The sequence below is a fragment of the Rhodoferax sp. LS1P39 genome (assembly GCF_056521425.1).
Genome location: NZ_JBWMAV010000002.1, coordinates 324,448 through 346,776, shown reverse-complemented (window position 1 = coordinate 346,776; position 22,329 = coordinate 324,448). Strand labels below are relative to the sequence as shown.

20 protein-coding genes and 1 tRNA gene are annotated in these 22,329 nt (G+C 61.9%); 18 read left to right on the top strand and 3 right to left on the bottom strand.

Annotated features, from left to right (window positions below):
• Positions 1–13: 13 nt before the first annotated feature.
• Positions 14–1,033: an ABC transporter permease gene (locus AC097O_RS04960; protein WP_479591751.1), complete on the top strand. Its 1,020-nt coding sequence runs from the start codon at positions 14–16 to the stop codon at positions 1,031–1,033.
• A 149-nt stretch (positions 1,034–1,182) separates the two neighbouring features.
• Here the strand turns inward: AC097O_RS04960 and AC097O_RS04955 are convergent, their stop codons facing one another.
• Complete coding sequence (locus tag AC097O_RS04955; RefSeq protein ID WP_479591750.1) at positions 1,183–2,241, bottom strand: porin; 1,059 nt, start codon at positions 2,239–2,241, stop codon at positions 1,183–1,185.
• Between the two features lie 309 nt (positions 2,242–2,550).
• Positions 2,551–3,567, bottom strand: a complete 1,017-nt coding sequence (locus AC097O_RS04950) for a LacI family DNA-binding transcriptional regulator (protein ID WP_479591749.1) — start codon at positions 3,565–3,567, stop codon at positions 2,551–2,553.
• Positions 3,568–3,910: 343 nt separating this feature from the next.
• Between AC097O_RS04950 and AC097O_RS04945 the strand changes: the two genes are divergently transcribed.
• The 14 genes from AC097O_RS04945 to AC097O_RS04880 all read left to right on the top strand — a co-directional run bounded on the left by AC097O_RS04945 (position 3,911) and on the right by AC097O_RS04880 (position 19,729).
• Positions 3,911–4,933, top strand: coding sequence for a Gfo/Idh/MocA family protein (locus AC097O_RS04945; RefSeq protein WP_479591748.1), 1,023 nt, complete (start codon positions 3,911–3,913; stop codon positions 4,931–4,933).
• Between the two features lie 10 nt (positions 4,934–4,943).
• Complete coding sequence (locus AC097O_RS04940; protein ID WP_479591747.1) at positions 4,944–6,539, top strand: acyl CoA:acetate/3-ketoacid CoA transferase; 1,596 nt, start codon at positions 4,944–4,946, stop codon at positions 6,537–6,539.
• On the top strand, positions 6,532–7,311 hold the full coding sequence (locus AC097O_RS04935; RefSeq protein WP_479591746.1) for an enoyl-CoA hydratase/isomerase family protein: 780 nt from the start codon (positions 6,532–6,534) through the stop codon (positions 7,309–7,311). Before AC097O_RS04940 ends, AC097O_RS04935 begins: the two co-directional genes overlap by 8 nt.
• 84 nt (positions 7,312–7,395) lie before the next feature.
• Complete coding sequence (locus AC097O_RS04930) at positions 7,396–8,853, top strand: aldehyde dehydrogenase family protein (protein ID WP_479591745.1); 1,458 nt, start codon at positions 7,396–7,398, stop codon at positions 8,851–8,853.
• A 43-nt stretch (positions 8,854–8,896) separates the two neighbouring features.
• Positions 8,897–10,138 carry an ABC transporter substrate-binding protein gene (locus AC097O_RS04925; RefSeq protein WP_479591744.1) on the top strand — a complete coding sequence of 414 codons (1,242 nt, stop codon included), beginning with the start codon at positions 8,897–8,899 and terminating at the stop codon, positions 10,136–10,138.
• A gap of 13 nt (positions 10,139–10,151) precedes the next feature.
• Complete coding sequence (locus AC097O_RS04920; RefSeq protein WP_479591743.1) at positions 10,152–11,393, top strand: ABC transporter substrate-binding protein; 1,242 nt, start codon at positions 10,152–10,154, stop codon at positions 11,391–11,393.
• Between the two features lie 3 nt (positions 11,394–11,396).
• Positions 11,397–12,263 carry a carbohydrate ABC transporter permease gene (locus AC097O_RS04915; RefSeq protein WP_479591742.1) on the top strand — a complete coding sequence of 289 codons (867 nt, stop codon included), beginning with the start codon at positions 11,397–11,399 and terminating at the stop codon, positions 12,261–12,263.
• 121 nt (positions 12,264–12,384) lie between these two features.
• On the top strand, positions 12,385–13,170 hold the full coding sequence (locus AC097O_RS04910) for a carbohydrate ABC transporter permease (protein ID WP_479592091.1): 786 nt from the start codon (positions 12,385–12,387) through the stop codon (positions 13,168–13,170).
• A gap of 11 nt (positions 13,171–13,181) precedes the next feature.
• Complete coding sequence (locus AC097O_RS04905; protein ID WP_479591741.1) at positions 13,182–14,303, top strand: ABC transporter ATP-binding protein; 1,122 nt, start codon at positions 13,182–13,184, stop codon at positions 14,301–14,303.
• A 24-nt stretch (positions 14,304–14,327) separates the two neighbouring features.
• Complete coding sequence (locus tag AC097O_RS04900; protein ID WP_479591740.1) at positions 14,328–14,444, top strand: GMC oxidoreductase; 117 nt, start codon at positions 14,328–14,330, stop codon at positions 14,442–14,444.
• A 107-nt stretch (positions 14,445–14,551) separates the two neighbouring features.
• A complete protein-coding gene (locus tag AC097O_RS04895; RefSeq protein ID WP_479591739.1) occupies positions 14,552–16,165 on the top strand; it encodes a GMC family oxidoreductase in 1,614 nt (537 codons plus the stop codon).
• Between the two features lie 3 nt (positions 16,166–16,168).
• Positions 16,169–18,268, top strand: coding sequence for an FAD-binding protein (locus AC097O_RS04890; protein ID WP_479591738.1), 2,100 nt, complete (start codon positions 16,169–16,171; stop codon positions 18,266–18,268).
• 40 nt (positions 18,269–18,308) lie between these two features.
• A complete protein-coding gene (locus AC097O_RS04885; RefSeq protein WP_479591737.1) occupies positions 18,309–19,247 on the top strand; it encodes a sugar kinase in 939 nt (312 codons plus the stop codon).
• Positions 19,244–19,729: a heme-degrading domain-containing protein gene (locus AC097O_RS04880; protein WP_479591736.1), complete on the top strand. Its 486-nt coding sequence runs from the start codon at positions 19,244–19,246 to the stop codon at positions 19,727–19,729. Before AC097O_RS04885 ends, AC097O_RS04880 begins: the two co-directional genes overlap by 4 nt.
• Before the next feature lie 100 nt (positions 19,730–19,829).
• On the opposite strand, the gene AC097O_RS04875 is transcribed toward AC097O_RS04880, so the two are convergent.
• Positions 19,830–19,905: transfer RNA gene (locus AC097O_RS04875), tRNA-Lys, on the bottom strand.
• A 308-nt stretch (positions 19,906–20,213) separates the two neighbouring features.
• Between AC097O_RS04875 and AC097O_RS04870 the strand changes: the two genes are divergently transcribed.
• The 3 genes from AC097O_RS04870 to AC097O_RS04860 are packed head-to-tail and all read left to right on the top strand — an operon-like array spanning position 20,214 to position 22,329.
• Complete coding sequence (locus tag AC097O_RS04870) at positions 20,214–21,161, top strand: PfkB family carbohydrate kinase (RefSeq protein ID WP_479591735.1); 948 nt, start codon at positions 20,214–20,216, stop codon at positions 21,159–21,161.
• Entirely contained in the window at positions 21,158–21,604 is a 447-nt protein-coding gene (gene nudB, locus AC097O_RS04865) for a dihydroneopterin triphosphate diphosphatase (RefSeq protein WP_479591734.1), read from the top strand. Before AC097O_RS04870 ends, nudB begins: the two co-directional genes overlap by 4 nt.
• Entirely contained in the window at positions 21,601–22,329 is a 729-nt protein-coding gene (locus AC097O_RS04860) for an endonuclease/exonuclease/phosphatase family protein (RefSeq protein WP_479591733.1), read from the top strand. The genes nudB and AC097O_RS04860 overlap by 4 nt, the downstream gene beginning before the upstream one ends.

The window sequence follows — 22,329 nt, the reverse complement described above, 5'->3', positions numbered from 1 at the left end:
GGAAACCTGCACCATGAGCACCCCCACCGTCACCCACGTTGCCCCCGCCGCTGTCAAAGCGCCGTTTAAATTTCCGCCCGAGTTCAGCATCTTTCTGGTGCTGATCGGCATCAGCGTCTTCTTTGAAGCCATCGGCTGGTACATGAACGGCCAGAGCTTCATCTTCAACGCCGAGCGCCTGAAGGTCATCATCTTGCAGATGGCGGTGATCGGCATCATCGCCATCGGCGTGAACATGGTCATCATCACCAGCGGCATTGATTTGTCGTCGGGTTCGGTGGTGGCGGCCTCCGCCGTGGTGGCCGCCAGCCTGGCCCAGGTGTCGGACTTTCCGCGCGCCGTGTTCCCGCAACTCACCGACATGCACCCGATCTGGCCGGTGCTGGCTGGGGTGTTGGTGGGTGTGGTGGTGGGCTGGGTGAACGGGGCGTTGATCGCCTATACCGGCATCCCGCCGTTCATCGCCACGCTGGGCATGATGGTGGCCGCACGCGGCTTTGCCAAATGGTTCACCGGCGGCATGCCTGTGAGCATGTTGACCCCCGAGTTCGCCTGGATTGGGGAGGGCAGTAATCCGGTGATCATCTTCCTGGTCATTACGGTGATAGCCCACATCGTGTTGCGCTACACCCGCTTCGGCAAGTTCACCTACGCCATCGGTGCCAACCGCCAGGCGGCCCGTGTTTCGGGCATCAACGTGAACCGCCACCTGATCTGGATCTACACCATCGCCGGTCTGCTCAGCGGCATTGCCGGTACTGTGACCGCTGCCCGAGCCATCTCTGGCCAGTCCGGCATGGGTGTGAGCTACGAGCTGGACGCGATTGCCGCCGTGGTGATCGGCGGCACCTCGCTGGTCGGTGGCTTGGGCCGGGTTACCGGCACGGTGATCGGTATCCTGATTCTGGGCGTGATGATGTCGGGCTTTACCTTTATCCGCATCGATGCCTACTACCAGGAGATGGTCAAGGGCGGCATCATCGTCGCCGCCGTGGTGGCCGACCAGTACCGCAACAAGAAACGCCGTACCTGAACCTTATGCATGAAATAGGCTTCCCATGCTTATTCCACGGGCGTGAAAAGCTATAGAAGATATAGCAACCGAGTTTTTCTGCGTTGTCTCCACCCGCCGTACCTGCCAGCCAGGTACGGCGGTTTTTTTGGGGTCAGGACAGTACGCGTTTAGAACGAGTGTTTGATGCCGACATTCAACAAGCTGGTGTTGGCATCGGCCATCGTGCCACCGGCCACCACGGATGTCAGAACCGTGGCACCGGCTTTGGCATTGGCAAAGGCCAGCGTGCCGTACAGCGTGGTGCGTTTGGACAGGGCGTATTCGTCGCTGAGGATCAGCGTGGTGGTTTTGTCGGCGTTGTTGTTTTTATCTTTGGCGAAATACGCGGCAACGCCCACGGTGTTGGCGGTGGAGGTTCTCCAGTCCAGGCCTGCACCCAGCACGCCCACCTTGCTGACATCGGCCAGCGTGGTGGCATCTTTGTTGATGCCGCGCAGGTAGTTCAGCTTGCCGGTAAAGTCGCCCAGGGTATAGCCCGCGCCCAAGGTGTAAATGCTGCTCAGGCGCTCGGAGGTATTCGGTTTGTTGGTGGCTTGGTAGGCCGCTGACAAGGACACCGGGCCAGCGTAAGTCACCCCCAGGGAAACCACCGCGCCCCGGGTTTCCGACACGCTGTAGCCGCCCGCAATGCCCACGGGGCCCAGTTTGTGGCTGTAGCTGATGGCGTTTTGGATGAACACCCCCACGTCGTTGTTCTGATTGCCGCCGGTGGTCAAGACGCCGGAGTTGTAGGCCCAGGGATACAGGCCGGAAAAATTTTCCCGCAGGCCGCGCGGATCGGTGGCGGCAAATGCCAGGATGGCCGGGCTGTACTGGTTGCCTAGGGTGAGCGTGCCCCAGTCGGCAGACGACAGGCCCACATTGGATTGGCGCCGAAACAAGGCTGCGGCGCCTGTGGTGGCATTGCCACCCGCGGCCCCCGTATCGGCTGCGATGTGGCCTTCCAGGTTGAAGTGTGCCTTCAGCCCGCCACCCAGATCTTCCGAACCGCGAAAACCCCAGATGCTGGGCGAAATACCGCCGTTGAACAGCTGGGTCTTGTTGGTGGCGTGGTTCTGCGTCAGCACGCCCAGATCCACATTGCCATACACCGTGACCGAACTCTGCGCCGCTGCCAGGCCGGACACCAGGGTCAGGGCCGCCGCCGTCATCAATCGTTTTTTCATCATTGTCTCGTTTCGTGTTGTGTGAAAGCAGCGGTTTGCTGCGGTACACGAAAGGGCAATTAGCATGCCTGTGCGTCGGGATGGCTATGCGAGGCGGGCGTTCCGGCTGGGCTTTCTCAAGAAAGACCTTCGCTTTTCAGTCCTATCAGAGCGGACCAGAAACCCCTCGGACGCGGTACACATTTTTCAAAGTGCTGCATTCTTGCGCAGTGCTGCCCAAAAATCGAACAATGTCACGGCGGCTTGCGAAGTAGCAGATTCGCGCGCAAGGTACAGAGAAAAACCCATGCAGGTCCGAGGTTTCCAGGCTCAAGCCGAGTCCCGCAAGATCAACTGTGGCTCGACCAGGTACTGCTGGCGTGCCAACTCTGGTTGTTCAATGCGCGCGAGAAGTAGCGCTGCCGCTTGCTCGCCCAGTTCGCTGGGGCGAACGTCGACGGTACTCAGCGGAGGGTTGGAATGCGCCGCGGCAAGAACATTGTCAAAGCCCATGAGCGCGAAGTCGTGTCCAGCGCGCAGCCCCCGTTCTCCCAGTGCGGATAAGGCACCGAATGCCACCAGATCGTTGTAGCAGACAGCCGCTCTGATCTCGGGTTTGGCATCGAGCAGTTGGACCATCATGGCGTGACCGCCCTGCCGAGTGGGGTCAGCCGGGAAGATGAGCTGTGCATCGAACGTAATGCCTGCGTTGGCCAAAGCGGCCTGGTAGCCCTGCAGGCGTTGCTCCAGCACTGGACTGCCATGTCCGCCCAGGAATCCGATGCGCCGATGCCCGGCGGATAAAAGATGTGCGGTGGCGATGTGCACGCCTTGCGCATTGTCCGCTCCCGCAAAATCGTAACTTCCGTTGCCAAGCGTGCGGACCATCACGACCAGCGGTATACCCCAGTCTCTCACTTCTGTGGTCAACGATTCCGGTGTCCCCAGCACGGGACACAAGGCGATGCCGGCTGCGTTGTGTTCACGCATGGTGGTCAGCACCTGCTGTTGGCGCTCCAGGCTTTCGCTGGTGTGGGCCATGAAGACGATGTAGCCGGCATCGACCAGTTTGCGTTCCAGGCCGACGAGCATCTCGGCAAAGAACGGATTCATCAGGTCGTTGATGATGACACCTATGGTTTTCGACGTGCGCCGCCGCAGCTCGCCTGCGCTGCGGTTGTAGACATAGCCGAGTTTGCGGGCGGCCTCGCGCACGCGCTCGGCGGTTTCCTTGCGGATCAACTCGCTGCCCTGGAGCACGAGCGAGACCGTCGATTTCGAGACATCGGCAGCGGCCGCGACATCCAGGATCGTGATCTGGCGGGGACTGTTGACTGGGCGTGGCATGGCGGACCAATGGGTGTTTCAGGCGTGGAATGCAAGCACTTGGCTGTGGCAGGGCCGGTTCAATGGTTGAGATTAGACCGTTCCAATCAGGATAACAGCACCGAGGCAGCTAGCACAACCGGTGCAAGGCCTATGAGGCACCCATAGGGTTTTCCGCAGGGCTGCATCAGATATTCGACCCGCAGCAAGCGACACGGCTTCTCGCCCCGGTACTGCCAGGGCATGGTGCACAGCACCCAGTGTTTTCCCTAGGGCCACGAATTTAGTCTTGTCTTTTTATTGGAACGATCCAATAATTCATTCAATCGTTCCAAAACCTAATAAATACGGAGAGAAACTGACCATGGAAAAACAATCCACCATCGGCTGGGGCCTCATCGGCGCAAGCACGATTGCAGCCGAGCACATGATCGACGCGATCCGTGCCCAGCCGGGCCATGCCGTTGTCGCCGTGGCCAGCAGCAGTGCCGAGCGCGGCCGCGCCTACGCCGACCAGCACGGCATCGCCGCAGCCTACAGCTCGGTGGATGCCTTGCTTGCTGACCCCGCGGTGCAGGCTGTCTACATCAGCACTACCAATGAATTGCACCGCGAGCAGGTGCTGGCCGCTGCGGCTACCGGTAAGCATGTGCTGTGCGAGAAGCCGCTGGCGCTGCATGTCGGCGATGCGCTGCAGATGATTCAGGCCTGCCGCGATGCTGGCGTGGTGATGGCCACCAACCACCACCTGCGCAATGCCGCGACCCACCGCAAGATCCGTGAGCTGGTGCGCAGTGGTGCGATCGGCAAGCCCTTGTTTGCCCGCGTCTTCCATGCCGTGTACCTGCCTCCGCACCTGCAAGGCTGGCGTATCGACAAGCCGCAGGCCGGTGGCGGTGTGATCCTCGACATCACCGTGCACGATGCCGATACGCTGCGTTTCATACTGGATGCCGAGCCCGTGGAGGCCGTCGGCATGACCCAGTCTGCCGCACTGGCGCAGCAGGGCCTGGAGGACGGTGTCATGGCGGTACTGCGCTTCGACAACGGTGTCGTCGCCCAGCTGCACGACGCTTTCACGGTCAAACACGCGGACACGGGCATCGAAGTCCATGGAGAGGCGGGTTCGATCATCGGGCGCAGCGTTATGACCCAGCGGCCCATTGGCGATCTGGTATTGCGCACGGCTTCCGGTGAACAGGCGGTGCCGGTGGAACACGAAAACCTGTACCAGCGCGGTGTCGCCGCATTTTGTGCCGCGATGCGCGGCGAAGGCCAGCCTGCCGCGACGGGCGAAGACGGCGTGCGTTCGCTGTTGGCCGCCACCGCGGTGGTGGAAGCTTGCCGCACCGGCAAGGCGGTGCGCATCCAGAACCCGTTTGCCTGAAAGAAAACCCATGAAGAAAGTCATCACACCTGCGCAGGCGGCCGCATTGGTCCGCGACGGCGACGTGGTCAGCATCAGTTCGTCCAGCGGCCTGGGCTGCCCCGACAAAGTTCTGGCCGCAATAGGGGAGCGCTTTGATCGCGAGGGCGCGCCACGCAATCTGACCACGCTGAACCCCATCGCCGCCGGCGACATGTACGGCATCAAGGGCATAGACCACATCGCCAAGCCTGGGCTGCTGGCACGCATTCTGGCGGGCTCCTATCCCAGCGGTCCGTCGTCGTTGCCTATGCCTGCCATCTGGCACATGGTGGTCGAGAACCAGGTCGAGGCCTACAACGTGCCCAGCGGCATCCTGTTCGACATGCACCGCGATGCAGCCGCCCGCCGCCCCGGCGTGCTGACCCAGGTAGGCATCGGCACTTTCGTTGATCCGGACCAGCAGGGCTGCGCGATGAATGCGGCCGCCACCAAGCATCCGGTGGTGCGCAAGGAGCACTTCGATGGCCGCGACTGGCTTTACTTCCCCGCCGTGGTGCCGAACGTTGCAATCATCCGCGCCACCACCGCCGATGAACACGGCAATCTGACCTATGAACATGAGGGCGCACTGCTTGGCGGGCTCGACCAGGCGCTGGCCGCACGCAACAGTGGCGGCATCGTGATTGCGCAGGTCAAACGTGTCGTCAAGCAGGGCAGCCTGAGCCCGCACGATGTGCGTGTGCCGTGCAACCTGGTCGATTACATCGTCGTTGATCCCGACCAGTGGCAGACCACGCAGACGGTCTATGACCCGGCCATCAGCGGCGAGATTGCGCAACCTTTGGCCACTTTCGAGAACCAGGTCTGGGGAGCGGAGAAGGTCATCGCGCGACGTGCAGCCATGGAGCTGGCGCGTGGCCATGCCGTCAACCTGGGATTCGGCATTTCGGCCAATGTGCCGCGCATCTTGCTCGAAGAGAGCTTGCATGGCGAAGTCACCTGGGCCATCGAGCAGGGCGCGGTGGGGGGCATGCCGCTGCTCGGCTTTGCTTTCGGCTGTGCGTCGAACGCCGATGCAATCATGGCCTCGCCGAACCAGTTCACCTACTTTCAGGGAGCGGGCTTCGACGTAACGCTGCTGTCCTTCCTCCAGGTGGACCAGAACGGCAGCGTCAACGTCTCCAAGCTGGGTGCCAAGCCCTACCTGACAGCCGGTTGCGGCGGTTTTGTGGACATTACGGCGCATGCCCGGCGCATCGTGTTCTCGGGCTTCTTTACCGCGGGTGCCCAGCTCGAAGTGGGCGAGGGCCAGCTCACGATCCTCAAGGAAGGCAAGACCCGCAAGTTCGTCAAAAACGCCGAGCACATAACCTTCAGCGGCGTGGTCGGGCGCCAGCGCGGCCAGCGCGTGACCTACGTCACCGAACGTTGCGTCATCGATCTGGAAGACGACGCACTGGTGGTCAAGGAAATCGCTCCTGGCATCGATCTGCAGCGCGATGTACTCGACCAGGCCGAAATCCCCTTGCGGGTCGCGTCCGATCTGCGCCTGATGGACGTGGCGCTATTCCGCGACACGCCATTCGGCCTGGTGCTAAAGGAAGAGGAGGTGCGCCGTGGCTGAAACCTATATTGAACTGCTGCGGGATGGGCAGGTGGCTACGGTCACCGTCAATCGGCCGACCAAACTCAACTCGCTAACTCCGGCGATGCTGGACCAGTTGGAGCAGTGTGCGCGTGCACTGGATGCCGACACCGAGGTGCGCGTCGTCGTGCTGACCGGCGGAGGCGAGAAGGCATTCTGTGTGGGGGCCGACATCAACGAGTGGGCGGCACTCCAGCCGCTGGACATGTGGCGCCGGTGGGTGCGCCGCGGCCACCAGGTGTTCGACCAATGGGCGCGCCTGCGCCAGCCGGTCATCACCGCGGTCAACGGCCACGCTTTCGGCGGTGGACTGGAGCTGGCCATCACGGGCGACATCCGCCTTGCTGCGGAGACAGCGCAATTCGCGCTACCAGAAGCCTCGATCGCCACCTGTCCCGGATGGTCGGGCACCCAGCGCCTGGTCCAGTTGATCGGTGCCAGCCACGCGAAGTACCTGGCACTCAGCGGCATACGGTTATCGGCAGCCGACGCACGGGCCAGCGGCCTGGTGCACGAAGTGGTGGCTGCCGCCGGGTTGCGCGCTCGCGCCATGGCGCTGGCGCAGGACATGGCGACCAAGGCACCGGTCTCATTGCAGCTGACCAAACAACTAATCAATGCAGCAGCGGGTGAAGACGCAGCCGCAACGCTGGAAGCCATGGCCGGTGCGCTGGCGGCGACGACCGGCGATGCCACCGAAGGCATCCGCAGCTTCAAGGAAAAGCGTGCGCCGCTCTACCGCGGCTCCTGAAATTCTTAAACATCTATTGGACTACCTGACATGACACATTCGAATACTCCCACAGCCGCAGAACTCCAAACCCGTCCGCCATTCGTGGGCAAACTGCTGATCGACGGTGCCTGGGTGGATGCGGCCGATGGTTGCACTCTGGATCGCAGATCGCCTGCCCATGGCACGGTGGTGGCCACCTACGCCAAGGCCGGTATCGTCGATGCCGAGCAAGCCATCGCTGCGGCACGCCGGGCTTTCGATACGGGTCCCTGGCCGCGGATGAAAGGGGCGGAACGGGCCCGCATCCTGCGCGAAGTCGCCGAAGGCATCCTGGCGCGCAAGCATGCGCTGGCGCTGATGGAGACGCTGGAAAACGGCAAGCCGCTGGCCCAGTCGCTGGCCGAAATCGAAGGCGCGGCCGACCTGTGGCACTACGCCGCCACCCTGGCGCGCAATCTGCACGGCGATAGCTACAACACCCTCGGCGAGAACACGCTGGGTGTGGTGTTGCGCGATCCTATCGGGGTCGTCAGCATCATTACACCCTGGAACTTTCCGTTCCTGATCGTCAGCCAGAAGCTGCCGTTCGCACTCGCCGCAGGCTGCACCACCGTGGTAAAGCCAGCCGAGGTGACCTCGGGCACGACGGTCATGCTGGGCGAGATTCTGATCGCCGCAGGCATGCCCGCCGGTGCGGTGAACATCCTTGTGGGTCGTGGCAGCGTGGTTGGCGATGTTCTGGTCACGCATCCTGACGTGGACATGCTGTCATTCACCGGCTCCACCGGCGTGGGCAAGCAGGCGGTGGCGAAGTCAGCCCAGACGCTGAAAAAAGTCTCGATGGAACTCGGCGGCAAGAATCCGCAAATCATCTTCGCCGATTGCGACTGGGACGCTGCCGTCGACGCAACCGTCTTTGGCACCTACTTCAATGCCGGCCAGTGCTGCAACAGCGGCAGCCGCATCCTGGTGCAGGAATCGATTGCCGAAAAGTTCGCGGCGGCCGTGGTCGAACGTTCACGCCTCGTCAAGGTCGGCGATCCGTTGACCGCTGGCGTGCAAGTAGGCGCCATTACCACCGAGAAGCAGCTCGAAACCATCTTGTCGCACATCGACGGCGCGCGCAAGGCCGGTGCCACGGTGCTGCTCGGCGGCTCGCGCATAGCCACCAACGGCATGTACGTCGAACCGACGGTCGTGACCGGCGTGACCCGCGACATGGCAATTGCCAACGAGGAAGTCTTCGGGCCGGTGCTGTCGGTCCTGAGCTTCAAGGATCTCGACGATGCCATCGATCTGGCGAATTCCACACTGTACGGCCTGTCGGCTGCAGTCTGGAGCCAGGACTTCAGCACCTGCATGACGGCGGCACGCCGCATCAAGGCTGGCACCGTCTGGATCAACACCTTCCTGGAAGGGCATGCCGAGCTGCCCTTCGGCGGCTACCGCGAAAGCGGTATCGGTCGTGAACTCGGGCGCTTGGCCACGGAAGACTATACCGAGACCAAGACCCTGCACATGCATCTGGGCCAACGAACCGACTGGTACGTGCCCCGCTGAAGTACCCCTGTACACCCAACCAACCACCCAACGGAGACTCACCATGAATAAAAGAATTATCAGCCTTGCTATCGCCGCAGCCACGATGCCGGTGTGTGCCCAACAACAGAGCGTGGAGGTCCTGCACTGGTGGACTGCGGGCGGCGAGGCCGCGGCCCTCAACGTGCTCAAGAGCAATCTGGAGAAGCAGGGCGTGAAGTGGAACGACATGCCCGTGGCCGGTGGCGGCGGCGAAGCGGCGATGACGGCCGTGCGCGCCCGCATCACCTCGGGCAACCCGCCCACCGCCGTGCAGATGCTGGGCTTCGACATCCAGGACTGGGGCAAGCAGGGCGTGGTGGCCGACCTGAGCGCGATCGCCGCCCGGGACGGTTGGGACAAGTCGGTGCCGCTGGCGCTGCAGAAGTTCTCCAAGTACAACGGCAAGTGGATCGCCGCGCCGGTCAACCTGCATTCGACCAACTGGATCTGGGCCAACAAGGAGGTGCTGGCCAAGGCCGGTGTCACGACCGAGCCAAAGAACTTTGACGAGTTCATCGCCGCCGCCGAGAAAGTGCAGAAGGCCGGTTTCGTCGCTATCGCGCATGGCGGCCAGCCCTGGCAGGAGGCCACCGTGTTCGACAGCGTGGTGCTTGCCACCGGTGGCATCGACTACTACAAGAAGGCTTTCATCGAGCTTGATCCGAAGGCCTTGGGTTCGGATACCACCGCGAAGGTCTTCGCCCGCATGGGCCAGATCCGCAAGCTGGTGGATAAGGACTTCTCGGGCCGCGACTGGAACGTCGCCTCCGGCATGGTGATCAGCGGCAAGGCCGGTTTCCAGATCATGGGCGACTGGGCCAAGGGCGAGTTCGTCAACGCTAAGAAGGTGCCGGGCAAGGATTTCGCGTGCTACCGCTTCCCCGGCACGCAGGGTAACGTGGCCTTCAACACCGACCAGTTCGTGATGTTCAAGCTGTCGGACGCCAACAAGGCCGCGGCCCAGCAGAAGCTGGCGGTCGCCATCATGGAGCCGGGCTTCCAGTCCGCCTTCAACGTGGTCAAGGGTGCGGCGCCCGCGCGCATGGATGTGCCTGACACCGCCTTCGACGACTGCGGTAAGAAGGCGATCAAGGACGTGGCCGAAGCGGCCAAGGCCAACACGCTGGTGGGCTCCATCGCGCACGGCCACGCCATGCCGGCCTCGATCAAGAACGCCATGTACGACGTGATCACGCGCCACTTCAATGGCCAGATCGACGACAAGAAGGCCGTGGCCGAGCTGGTCTCGGCCGCGAAGAACTGAAGGGAGACCCATCGTGCGCAAACACACCATTCTGGGATCGCTGCTGCTGGCCAGCGCGGCCGCCGCGTCGGCACAACAACAAAGCGTGGAAGTGCTGCACTTCTGGACCTCCGGCGGCGAGGCTGCCGCTTTGGGCGTGCTGAAGTCGCGCCTGGACCAGCAGGGCGTCAAGTGGAACGACATGCCCGTGGCCGGTGGCGGCGGCGAGGCGGCCATGACGGCGCTGCGCTCCCGCGTCACCTCGGGCAACCCGCCGGCCGCCGTGCTGCTGATGGGCCACGACCTGCTGGACTGGGCGCGCCAGGGCGTGCTGGCCGACCTGAACGCGCAGGCGCAGAAGGAGGGCTGGGACAAGGTGGTGCCGCAGGCCGTGCAGCGCTTTACCCGCCACGAAGGCAAGTGGATCGCCGCGCCGCTGGCCGTGCACTCGATCAACTGGGTCTGGGCTAACAAGGCCGTGCTGGACAAGGCCGGCGTGACGGCCGAGCCCAAGGACTGGGACGGCTTCATCGCCGCCGCCGAAAAGGTACAGAAGGCCGGCTTTATCGCCATCGCGCACGGCGGCCAGCCCTGGCAGGATGCCACCGTGTTCGACAGCGTGGTGCTGGCCACCGGCGGGGCCGACTTCTACCGCAAGGCCTTCGTCGAACTGGATGCCAAGGCGCTGGGCTCGCCCACCATGGCTACGGTGTTCCAACGCATGGGCCAGTTGCGCAAGCTGGTGGACAAGGACTTCTCAGGCCGCGACTGGAACCTGGCCTCGGGCATGGTCATCAGCGGCAAGGCGGGCTTCCAGATCATGGGGGACTGGGCCAAGGGCGAGTTCTCCAACGCGAAGAAGCAGCCCGGCACCGACTACCTGTGCTTCCCCGTGCCGGGCACGCAGGGCAGCGTGTCTTTCCTGTCGAACCAGTTCGCCATGTTCAAGGTGGGCACCGACAAGGCGCAGGCCCAGGCCAAGATGGTGGCCGCCAGCATGGAGCCGCCGCTGCAGTCGGCCTTCAACGTGCTCAAGGGGGCCGTGCCGGCGCGCAGTGACGTGCCCGACACCGCCTTCGACCTCTGCGGTAAGCGCGCCATGCAGGAGCTGGCCGAGGCCAACCGCCGCAACACGCTGGTGGGCTCCAACGCGCACGGCCACGCCTCGCCCACGGCCGTCAAGAACGCCTTCTACGACGTGATCACGCGCCACTTCAACGGCCAGATCGACGACAGGAAGGCCGTGGCCGAGATGGTCGCGGCGGCGCGGAGCTGAGCCATGAAAGCCGGCTTCCTCCCCAAGCTGTTGATCAGCCCCAGCGCCTTGTTGACACTGGTCTGTGTCTACGGCTACATCATGTTCACGGTCTACTTGTCGTTCACGACATCGACCATGATGCCCAGTTACGAGTTGGCCGGCACGGCTAGCTACGAACGCCTGCTCGGCCTGGAGAACTGGCGTGCCTCGCTGGCCAACCTGAGCATCTTCTCGGTGCTGTACATCGGCATTGCTGGCGTGCTGGGCCTGGCCTTCGCGATCCTGATCGACCAGAAGATCCGTGCCGAGAGCCTTTTCCGCTCGGTGTTCCTGTACCCGATGGCGCTGTCGCTGATCGTCACCGGCACCGCCTGGAAATGGCTGCTGGATCCGGGTGTCGGCCTGGAGCACACGCTGCGCAGCCTGGGCTGGGAGAGCTTCAGCTTCGGCTGGATCAAGGACAGCGAGATGGCGATCTACTGCGTGGTGATTGCCGCTGTGTGGCAGACCACTGGCTTTGTGATGGCCATGTTTTTGGCTGGACTGCGGGGCGTGGACGGCGAACAGATCAACGCGGCGCGCGTCGACGGTGCCAAAACTTGGCAGATCTACCTGCGCATCATCATCCCGCAACTAGGGCCGGTGTTCGTTTCGGCCTTCGTAATCCTGGCGCACATGGCGATCAAGAGCTACGACTTGGTAGTGGCCTTGACCAACGGCGGCCCCGGCCGCTCGACCTGGTTGCCCTCGGTCTTCATGTACCAGTACACCTTTACGCGCAACGAGATGGCGGTAGGGGCTGCCAGTTCAGTGCTGATGCTGCTGGCCATCGGTGTGATCGTGTTCCCCTACCTCCTGAGCGAGATGCGAAAGGTGAAAAATGGCTGAAGCAACTGTAACGACCCACGCCGCGCCGCACGCGCACGGTGCCTCGGGCCCGGCGACGGCCTTTGGCATAGGCCGCATCGCGCTCTATGCGCTGCTACTGGTGCTGGCGGTCTTCTTTCTGATGCCTGTCTACGTGATGGTCGTCAACTCGCTCAAACCGCTGGAGGAGATCCGCAACGGCAACCTGATGGCGCTACCGCAGGCCTGGACCATCGAACCTTGGCTGACCGCCTGGAGTACGGCCCAGATCGGCGTGCAGCCCACGGGGCTCAAGCCCTTTTTCATCAACTCGTTCCTGATGGTGGTACCAGCGGTGGCGATCTCGGCTGTCGTCGGCGCGATCAACGGCTATGTGCTGACGCAGTTCAACTTCCGCGGCGCGCACCTGCTGTTCGCGCTGATGTTGTTCTCGATCTTCATCCCGTTCCAGATCGTGCTGATCCCGATGGCCAAGACGCTCGGGCTGCTGGGCCTGGCTGGCACGGTAAAGGGGCTGGTGTTCGTGCACGTGGTCTACGGCATCAGCTTCTCGACGCTGTTCTTCCGCAACTACTACGCGGCGTTCCCGGCGGAACTGATCCGCTCGGCGCGTATGGATGGTGCGAGCTTCTTCGGTGTGTTCACGCGCATCCTGCTGCCCAACAGCGCGCCCATCCTGGTGGTCACGGTGATCTGGCAGTTCACCAACATCTGGAACGACTTCCTGTTCGGTGCCTCGTTCAGCGACTTCAGCTCCTACCCGCTCACGGTGGCGCTGAACAACCTGGTCAACAGCAGCACCGGCGTGAAGGAATACAACGTGCATTTCGCCGGTGCCTTCATCGCCGCGCTGCCGACGCTGATCGTCTATCTGCTGTCCGGTAAGTATTTCGTGCGCGGCCTGATGGCCGGCTCTGTCAAAGGTTAAAGGAGACAACCATGGCTTCACTCGATCTCATCAACGTCAAAAAAAGTTTCGGTCCCGTGCATATCCTGCACGACATCTCCATCGGCATGCAGGACGGCGAGTTTCTGGTGCTGGTCGGCCCCTCGGGCTGCGGCAAGAGCACGCTGATGAACATCATCGCCGGGCTGGAGGAGCCCACCGGCGGACTGCTGCGCCTGGAGGGCCGTGACATCACGCATGTCGCACCGGCCGAACGCAACATCTCGATGGTGTTCCAGTCTTATGCGCTCTACCCCAACATGACGGTGGCCCAGAACATCGAGTTCCCGCTGGAGATGCGCAAGGTGGATAAGGCCAGCCGTGCCGAGCGCGTGCAGTCGGTGTCCAAACTGCTGCAGATCGAGCATCTGTTGCAACGCAAGCCGCGCCAGCTCTCTGGCGGTCAGCGCCAGCGTGTGGCCATCGGTCGGGCCCTGGCACGCGAGCCCAAGCTCTACCTGTTCGACGAGCCGCTGTCCAACCTCGATGCGCAGCTGCGCGTGGACATGCGCACCGAGATCAAGAAGCTGCACCAGCGGCTGAAGGCCACGATCGTTTACGTTACCCACGACCAGATCGAGGCCATGACGCTGGCCACCCGTATCGCGGTCATGAAGGGTGGTGTGCTGCAACAACTCGGCACGCCCTACGAGGTCTACAACCGACCGGCCAACACCTTCGTCGCAGGTTTCATGGGCAGCCCGCGCATGAACCTGGTGAAGGCGCGGCTGGTCGACGAGCGCGGCAGCCTGTCGTTGGCGTTCCACGAGGGGCAGGCGACTTCGGTGTGTCTTGACCTGCCGACCGAGGTCGTACCACCCGCGCTGGCAGCCTACGCGGGCCAGGAAGTGATCGCCGGCATCCGCGCCGAGGCCGTGACGCTGGCCACACCGGACATGGTGGCCGGTCCGCAGCAGCGCTTCTTCGAGGCACGCGTCGAGGTGATCGAACCCACCGGTGCCGATACGCTGGTGCTGATTGACCTGGGCGGCCACGAGTTCACGGTGCGGCTGGAGCCCGATGTGGCGCTGGTGCCCGGCCAGCAGGCGCGCTTTCTGGTGGATCTGGCCAAGCTTGTGTGCTTCGACGCAAAAGCGGAGACGCTGATCGCGTGATGAATATGGCCGCCACGCACTGCGATGCCATCGTCATCGGCTCCGGTGTCGCACCCGTGCGGCACGGTGCGTTTCGGCGACGATCCGGCCATATCCGCGCTCGACCGTTTTTGCCAGGCCTGGGATCACGATAACCTGTAGGTGGTCGATGCCGGATTTTTCCCCTCGTCGGTTGCCGTCGATCCTGCATTGACGGTGGCGTCGCAAGGGCTGCGGGTTGGTTCCTATATTCGTGAAAAGATCTTTCAATGACAACTGCAAATTTTGACTACATCATCACCGGCGGTGGATCTGCTGGATGCGTGCTGGCCCGACGATTGAGCGAAGACCCCACGGTCAAAGTGCTGCTGCTCGAAGCCGGTGGTAGTGATGGCCATCCCTTCTTCCATTGGCCCGCAGGCTTTGCCAAGATGACCAAAGGCATAGGTTCCTGGGGCTGGCACACGGTGCCCCAAAAGCACCTCAAAAATCGTGTGCTGCGGTACACGCAGGCCAAAGTCATTGGTGGTGGGTCTTCCATCAACGCACAGTTGTACACCCGAGGTGTTCCGGCGGACTATGACGAATGGGTCAGCGAAGAAGGGGCCGCGGGTTGGGGCTACGAGGATGTGCTGCCCTACTTCAAGAAGGCTGAAAACAACCAGCGCTTTGCCAATCGCTACCACGGCTACCAGGGGCCGCTGGGTGTTTCCAACCCTATCAGCCCCTTGCCCATTTGTGAGGCGTATTTCCAGGCCGGGCAGGAGTTGGGCATTCCCTTCAATCCAGACTTCAATGGTGAAACGCAGGGTGGTTTGGGCTACTACCAGTTGACACAGTTGAACGCAAAGCGCTCATCTACCTCGATTGCCTACCTCAAGCCCGTCCGTGACAGAGCCAATCTGTCCGTCATGTTGAACACCATGGCAACCCGTGTCATGGTGGAGGGGGGGCGGGTGACTGGCGTGGAAGTGGTTCAGGGCAGTAGCAAGGCGAAATCAGTGCTGCGTGCCCACCGGGAAGTGGTTATTTCGTCGGGTGCCATGGGCTCGCCCAAACTCCTGATGCAGTCCGGCATCGGCCCGGCAGACCATCTGAAATCCGTGGGTGTTGCGGTGAAGCATGATTTGCCGGGTGTGGGCTCCAACCTCCAGGACCACCTGGATCTGTTTGTCATTGCCGAATGTACGGGCGACCACACCTACGACAAATACAACCTGCCGCACCATGCAGCATGGGCAGGAATTCAATACCTGTTGCTCAAGAAGGGCCCGGTGGCCTCCAGTTTGTTTGAGACTGGCGGATTTTGGTATGCCGATCCCCAGGAAAACGCCCGCTCGCCCGACATCCAGTTTCACCTGGGCCTGGGCTCCGGCATCGAAGCCGGTGTTGCCAGGATGCAGAACTCCGGGGTGACTCTGAATACTGCCTACCTGCGTCCCCGTTCTCGCGGAACGGTGCGCCTGGCGAGCAGCGATCCCGGTGCCGCCCCCTTGCTGGATCCCAACTACTGGTCGGACCCCTATGACCGCGCCATGGGCATCAAAGGCCTGCGTTTGGCCCGCGAAATCCTGAGTCAACCTGCCTTGCAACGCTATGTCAAGGCAGAGGTATTGCCCGGTGCAGGGCTGACCACCGACGAAGACCTTTTTAACTACGCTTGTGAGCACGCCAAGACCGATCACCACCCGGTGGGCACTTGCAAGATGGGACCTGCGTCCGACGCGCGCAGTGTGGTGACACCCGACCTCAAACTCATCGGCCTGGAAGGTGTGCGTGTGGTGGATGCGTCTGTCATGCCACGCGTGCCTTCCTGCAATACCAACGCACCGTCCATCATGGTGGCCGAAAAAGGTGCGGACCATATTCTTGGGAAACTTTGAGCTATGTCTAAACCTTTGGATACACGGGATACGCCGGACAAAGCTGCGGTGTCGCAAGCGGTCCTCGACGCACTGACGGATGTGAAGATGCCACGGTTGAGCCCCAGGCCCTCCACCAAGGAGTGGTTCTCGGTGCAAGGTTGGACCATTCCCGTGCGGCGTGCTCCTGTGGTGGTTGTCGGCAGTGGCGCTGCGGGCCTGCGTGCAGCGGTGGAGTTGAAGCGGCGGGACATGGACGTTGCCGTGGTCACGCAAAGTGCATACGGTGGCACGTCTGCCTGCTCCGGGTCAGACAAGCAGACCTTGCACACTGCCAATACCTCAGACCGTGGTGACAATTTCAAAGCCATGGCGGAAGCGATCGGGGCGGGTGGGGCCATGGACAAGGACACGGCCTACATTGAGGCAGTGGGCTCCGGTCGCGCCATGTCTACATTGCAGTTTTTGGGATTGCCTTTGCCGGTGGATAGCTATGGTGGTGTGCTGCGCTACCAGACCGACCATGACGAAGTGGGCCGCGCAACCAGTTGTGGGCCGCGTACCTCCCGCTTGATGGTGAAAGTTCTGGCGCAAGAGGCTATCCACCTGGGGATCCCCGTCTATAACCAGACGACGGCTGTGCGGATACTGGCGCAGGGGGCGCGTGTCACAGGTGTGCTGTGCATTGACCCCAAATCGAGGGATGAGAACAATCCGCACGGTGTAGTGGCGCACCTGTGTGATTACCTGGTGCTCGCTGCAGGTGGGCCCGGTGAACTGTATCGTGACAGCGTCTATCCCCGAAACTGTTTTGGTTCGTTGGGCATGGCGTTGGAGGCGGGGCTTGAAGCGGTCAATTTGACAGAAAGCCAGTTTGGCATTGGTACATCCCGCGACGGCTTCCCCTGGAATTTGTCGGGCACTTACGCACAATGCATGCCCTATGTGTACTCCGTAGACAGTACCGGTGCCGAACATAATTTCCTGGCCCGTTACTACCGGACGACACAAGAACTGGTGTCCAACACGTTCCGCAAGGGTTACCAATGGCCCTTCCATGCGACCCGTATGCTGGACTTCGGATCAAGTTTGTTTGATCTTGCCGTGTTCAGAGAGATGGAGTCTGGTCGCAAGGTTTACATGGACTTCCATCGGAATCCTGTTGCCGTTGCGGGTGACCAGGCATTCGATCTTGCACGCCTCGATTCCGATGTGCGCGTGTATCTGGAGAAGTCAGGTGCCTTGCTGGACAAGCCCATAGAACGCCTGAAGAAGATGAACCCGCTCTCCATCGAGCTGTACAAGCAGTACAAGGTGGACATCGAGAAGCATCCTCTCCTGTTCGCAATGAACAACCAGCACATGAATGGCGGCTTGGCGGTTGACATCTGGGGGCAGACCAGCCTGGATGGATGCTATGCAATTGGAGAGGCATCTGGAACGCACGGTGTCACGCGCCCCGGTGGAGCTGCTCTGAATTCTGGGCAGGTATTCGGAACGCGCTGTGCCGAACACATCGCATCCAGAAAGTCTGACCCACAAAGCGCCTCCCATGCAGAAGCAGCCATTGCGGATGGTGTTCTTTACATCCAGGCAACGCTCAAGGAGATGAGCCCGATCATGCCTTCGGGCATCAAGCGCGAGGTGCAGGCTCGCATGAGCGATTCCGCTGGAATGATTTGCAGGGCAGACCAGATTGCATCGGCTTTGCGTGAGGCCAAGCAACTCAGGCAATCCATCCAAGAGCAGGGTGTTTCTTTTGACGCTACGACCTTTGGTGTGACGCATGCGCTGCAGTGGCGACAAAACGCATTAGCTTCAGAAGCGATTTTGTCTGCGCTGGACTTCTATGTTTCAAAAGGCGGCGGCAGCCGAGGTGCCAGAGCCATTTGCGATGCCGCAGGTGAATGCGTTCCTGCAACGAATGAGGGGCCCCTGGAAGATTACCGCTTCCGGATGGAAAAAACCGAAGACAAGGACGAGCAGATTGTGGTGCATTGGACGGGTAAAGAGGTGGCTATTACCACCTGCAAACCCAGGAAACTGCTGCAGGCCGAGCGCCCGTTTTTTGAGCGTAACTGGCCCCATTACCTGACCGGTTCCATTTACCGAGAAACTATCTGATGGGTCCAGTCGGGGATAGAAGAAATTCGTGGAGAGCGATATGTCGATTGATGTGGTGACTTTCGGTGAGGCGATGATGTTGCTGGTGGCCGACCAGCCAGGGCCCTTGGAGCATGCGCAGGCGTTTGCCAAGCGTACGGCGGGCGCGGAGACCAATGTGGCCATTGGATTGGCGCGTTTGGGACTTCAGGTTGGATGGTGTAGCCGCTTGGGTACCGACTCCATGGGGCGGTACCTGCTGCAGTCCCTGCAGGCAGAAAATGTCGATTGTTCCCATGTGGTGTGTGATGCAACGCAGCGCACGGGCTTCATGATCAAAGGCCGTGTGGAAGGCGGCGGTGATCCAGAGGTGGAATACCACCGCAAAGGTTCTGCCGCCAGCTTGTTTCAGCCTGCAGACATCGATATTCCCTGGTTGGCAGGTGCCCGGCATTTGCATGCCACCGGAATCTTTGCGGCTTTGTCCCCCAACTGCCTTGCAAGCTCTGTTGCCAGCATGGAGGCCATGCGTCAACACGGAAAAACCATTTCCTTTGATCCGAATCTGCGTCCCTCGCTGTGGGCCAGCGAGGCCCTGATGCGCGAGACCATCAATGGCCTGGCTTTCCGCGCCGACTGGGTGTTGCCGGGCATTGAAGAAGGCACGCTGTTGACGGGGCGAGATTCACCAGAGGGAATCGCTCGGTTTTATCTCGATGCTGGCGTGTCCCTGGTCGTCATCAAGCTAGGTGCACAAGGGGCCTATTGGGCAACAAGGCACCAGGCTGCCTACGTTCCTGGCTTTCCGGTCGAGACGGTGGTCGATACCGTGGGGGCTGGCGATGGTTTCGCAGCGGGCGTTATCAGTGGCATGTTGGAAGGGCTGGCAGAGCAGGACGTTGTTCGGCGTGGGGCGTGGATTGGAGCCCGTGCGGTGCAGGTTCTGGGTGATACGGAAGGCTTGCCCACCCGGGCGCAGCTTGCGCAGGCACGGTTATGAATGCTGCAGATCTGGCAACCATTGCCCAGCAGGAAGAACTTCTGCAGTTCAATTTTTTTGACCATACGACGGCATGGCTATTGGGCGAGTCCCTCAAAAAGCTTGGCGAAGCACAGAATCTGGCCGTGACAATTGAAATCCGGATCTGCCGCGAAACAGTGTTTTCTTATGCCATGCCCGGGACCTCGCCGAACAATGCCGACTGGGCCCGCCGCAAACGCAACACAACCGAATTGCAACAGCGTAGCTCCTACGCGGTCGGACTTGCATTGCAGGAAGGGGAGACTTTAGAGGGCCAGTCTGGCTTGCCTCTGCGTGACTACGCGCACCACGGTGGCAGCGTACCGATTCGGGTGAGGGGTGTTGGTTTCGTTGGCGCTGCAACTATTTCCGGTTTGCCGCAACGCGAGGACCACAGTATGGTCGTGCAGGCCATGGCAGCGCTTATCGGCATCAGCCTGGCATCCTGCACACTCGCATGACTGCAAGCGTCCGGACCACGGTATGAAGCCACCGCATCAGAGGAGCATAAAAAAAGCACTTAGGCTTTTGACCTAAGTGCTTGACTTATTGACTTAAAAGTGGTGGGTCCTGACAGATTCGAACTGTCGACCTACGGATTAAGAGTCCGCTGCTCTACCAACTGAGCTAAGAACCCACTTCTAAAACTGGTGCCGATGCAGTAGATATTTCCACTGTGGCAAGCCCACTATTATGCACTAAATCACGGTGTTTTTAGAAGCTCTTGTTGGGCTTGTGGTGTGCAAGTGGATGAAATTCTGTGTGGCGCTACCATTTTAATAGCTTGTAACGCTTGACAGATAAGCACGAGAGGCTGTTTTCATTCAAAATTTGCCACGCCATTGTCCAAGGACTGTCTTGGGGCTGTGCGGAGCTTGGGCCACAATGCGCTGACAGCGTGGGCCCGGGGTGGGCGCACGGGGCCGTGGACCACAGAGAGGCGCTATGGGTGAGATATCGGGCACGTACGCAAGCGTGGATGCGTCTGCGGTGGGGCCGCGCATCAGTACGGTGGGGCATGCGGCACTGGACCATTGTTTTGATATTGCGGCGTTTCCGCAGCAGCCAACCAAGACCCCGGCCCAGCAATACCGCATGGTGTCGGGCGGCATGGCGGCCAATGCGGCCATCGCGGCGACGCGGCTGGGTGCGCGCGTAGGCTTGTTTGGCGCGGTGGGCGATGACGAGGCCGGGCAGTTTCTGGCGCGGCGGGTGCACAGCCTGGGCGTAGATTGTTCCGGGTTGCAGCGGGTGCCGGGGGCCACGTCGTCGATTTCGGCGGTGGTGATCGATGCGCACGGCGAGCGGCAGATCTTCAACTGCCGGGGCGATGCACTGCGCAAGGCGCTGCCCATGGATGTGTCGGGCCTGCAGGGGTCGGACGTGGTGATGGTCGACCCGCGCTGGATGGCCGGTGCCCTGGCAGCCTTGCACTGGACGCGGGCCAACGGCGTGCTCAGCGTGCTGGACGGCGACCTGTCGCCCCAGGCCGACCTGCAGACCCTGAGCGCGCTGGCCGACTGGTCGGTGTTTTCCGAATCCGGTTTGATGGCGTTTGCGCCGGGCGTGTCGATTGAATCCGCCTTGCAATCAGCGCTGGATGCCGGTACCCAGGTGGCGGTGGTCACCCTGGGCCCGCGCGGCGTGCGCTGGATGCGAAGCGACGGCGTGCTGCATGTCATTGATGCATTTCCCGTAAAGGCGATAGACACCAATGGCGCGGGTGATGTCTTCCATGCGGCGCTGGCGCTGGCCTTGGCGCAAGGGCAGGGCGACCGCGACGCGATCCGCTTTGCAGCTGCCGCGGCCGCGCTGAAATGCCTGCGCACCGGCGGCGTGGGCAATGGGCCCGATCGCCGCGAGCTGGACGCTTTTTTGGCCGCGCACAGTTGAGCACGTTCAAAATCCCCGAGTCGGTGCTGGTGGTCATCCACACCGCCGCGCTCGATGTGCTGCTGATCCGCCGCGCCGATGCCGACGACTTCTGGCAATCCGTTACCGGCAGCAAAGACGCACCCGACGAGGATTTGCGCGACACCGCCGTGCGCGAGGTGGCCGAAGAAACCGGCATCCAGGCGCTGCCCGGCCAGTTGCGCGACTGGCAGCTGGACAACTTCTACACCATCTACCCCCAGTGGCTGCACCGCTATGCGCCCGGCGTGCGGCACAACCGCGAGCATTTGTTCAGCCTGCAGGTGCCCGAGGGCACGCCGGTGGTGCTGAGCCCGCGCGAGCACACGGCTTACATCTGGTTGCCGTACCATGCAGCCGCACGCGCCTGTTTTTCACCCTCTAACGCCGAGGCCATTCTGATGCTTCCTCGCTTTTGCCCATGACCATTCTTCGGGTGGCCACCTACAACATCCACAAAGGCGTGCAGGGCCTGGGGCCGACCCGGCGGCTGGAAATCCATAACCTGGGCCACGCGGTCGAGCAGCTGGATGCCGACATCGTCTGCCTGCAAGAGGTGCGCAAGCTCAACCGCAGCGAACAAAAATACTTCACCCACTGGCCCGATCTGCCGCAGGCCGACTACCTGGCCCCCGACGGCTATGAGGCGGTGTACCAGACCAATGCCATCACCCGCCACGGTGAGCACGGCAACGCCTTGCTGTCGCGCTGGCCGGTGGTGTGGCACAAGCACGAGGACATGTCGGACCACCGCTTCGAGCAGCGCGGCCTGCTGCATGTGCATGTGCAGGCGCACGGCGTGCCCATCCATGTGATCGTGGTGCATCTGGGGCTGATTCCGGCCAGCCGCGCGCGCCAGGTGCAGCAGCTGGCCACCTACATCGCCCGCGATGTGCCGGCCGACGCGCCCCTGATCGTGGCGGGTGACTTCAACGACTGGGGCAGCCAGATGCGGCTGGCGCTGAACCGCATCCACATGCATGCGTTCGACAAGCCCGGCGTGCGCACCTACCCCTCGCGTCTGCCGCTGGCGCAACTGGACTACGTGTATGCCCGCGGCCTGAAACCGGTGGGGCTGGAAGTGCCGCGCGGGCGCATCTGGTGGCGCATGTCGGACCATCTGCCACTGCTGGCAGAGTTCGAAATCTAA

Bases quoted from the DNA above. Each gene is read 5' to 3' on its own strand.
- AC097O_RS04900 (WP_479591740.1), top strand. From the start codon at position 14,328: ATGCCATCGTCATCGGCTCCGGTGTCGCACCCGTGCGGCACGGTGCGT.
- AC097O_RS04950 (WP_479591749.1), bottom strand. From the start codon at position 3,567: ATGCCACGCCCAGTCAACAGTCCCCGCCAGATCACGATCCTGGATGTC.
- AC097O_RS04945 (WP_479591748.1), top strand. From the start codon at position 3,911: ATGGAAAAACAATCCACCATCGGCTGGGGCCTCATCGGCGCAAGCACG.
- AC097O_RS04860 (WP_479591733.1), top strand. From the start codon at position 21,601: ATGACCATTCTTCGGGTGGCCACCTACAACATCCACAAAGGCGTGCAG.
- AC097O_RS04870 (WP_479591735.1), top strand. From the start codon at position 20,214: ATGGGTGAGATATCGGGCACGTACGCAAGCGTGGATGCGTCTGCGGTG.
- AC097O_RS04960 (WP_479591751.1), top strand. From the start codon at position 14: ATGAGCACCCCCACCGTCACCCACGTTGCCCCCGCCGCTGTCAAAGCG.
- AC097O_RS04880 (WP_479591736.1), top strand. From the start codon at position 19,244: ATGAATGCTGCAGATCTGGCAACCATTGCCCAGCAGGAAGAACTTCTG.
- AC097O_RS04905 (WP_479591741.1), top strand. From the start codon at position 13,182: ATGGCTTCACTCGATCTCATCAACGTCAAAAAAAGTTTCGGTCCCGTG.
- AC097O_RS04895 (WP_479591739.1), top strand. From the start codon at position 14,552: ATGACAACTGCAAATTTTGACTACATCATCACCGGCGGTGGATCTGCT.
- AC097O_RS04910 (WP_479592091.1), top strand. From the start codon at position 12,385: ATGCCTGTCTACGTGATGGTCGTCAACTCGCTCAAACCGCTGGAGGAG.
- AC097O_RS04955 (WP_479591750.1), bottom strand. From the start codon at position 2,241: ATGAAAAAACGATTGATGACGGCGGCGGCCCTGACCCTGGTGTCCGGC.
- AC097O_RS04940 (WP_479591747.1), top strand. From the start codon at position 4,944: ATGAAGAAAGTCATCACACCTGCGCAGGCGGCCGCATTGGTCCGCGAC.
- AC097O_RS04915 (WP_479591742.1), top strand. From the start codon at position 11,397: ATGAAAGCCGGCTTCCTCCCCAAGCTGTTGATCAGCCCCAGCGCCTTG.
- AC097O_RS04890 (WP_479591738.1), top strand. From the start codon at position 16,169: ATGTCTAAACCTTTGGATACACGGGATACGCCGGACAAAGCTGCGGTG.
- AC097O_RS04925 (WP_479591744.1), top strand. From the start codon at position 8,897: ATGAATAAAAGAATTATCAGCCTTGCTATCGCCGCAGCCACGATGCCG.
- AC097O_RS04885 (WP_479591737.1), top strand. From the start codon at position 18,309: ATGTCGATTGATGTGGTGACTTTCGGTGAGGCGATGATGTTGCTGGTG.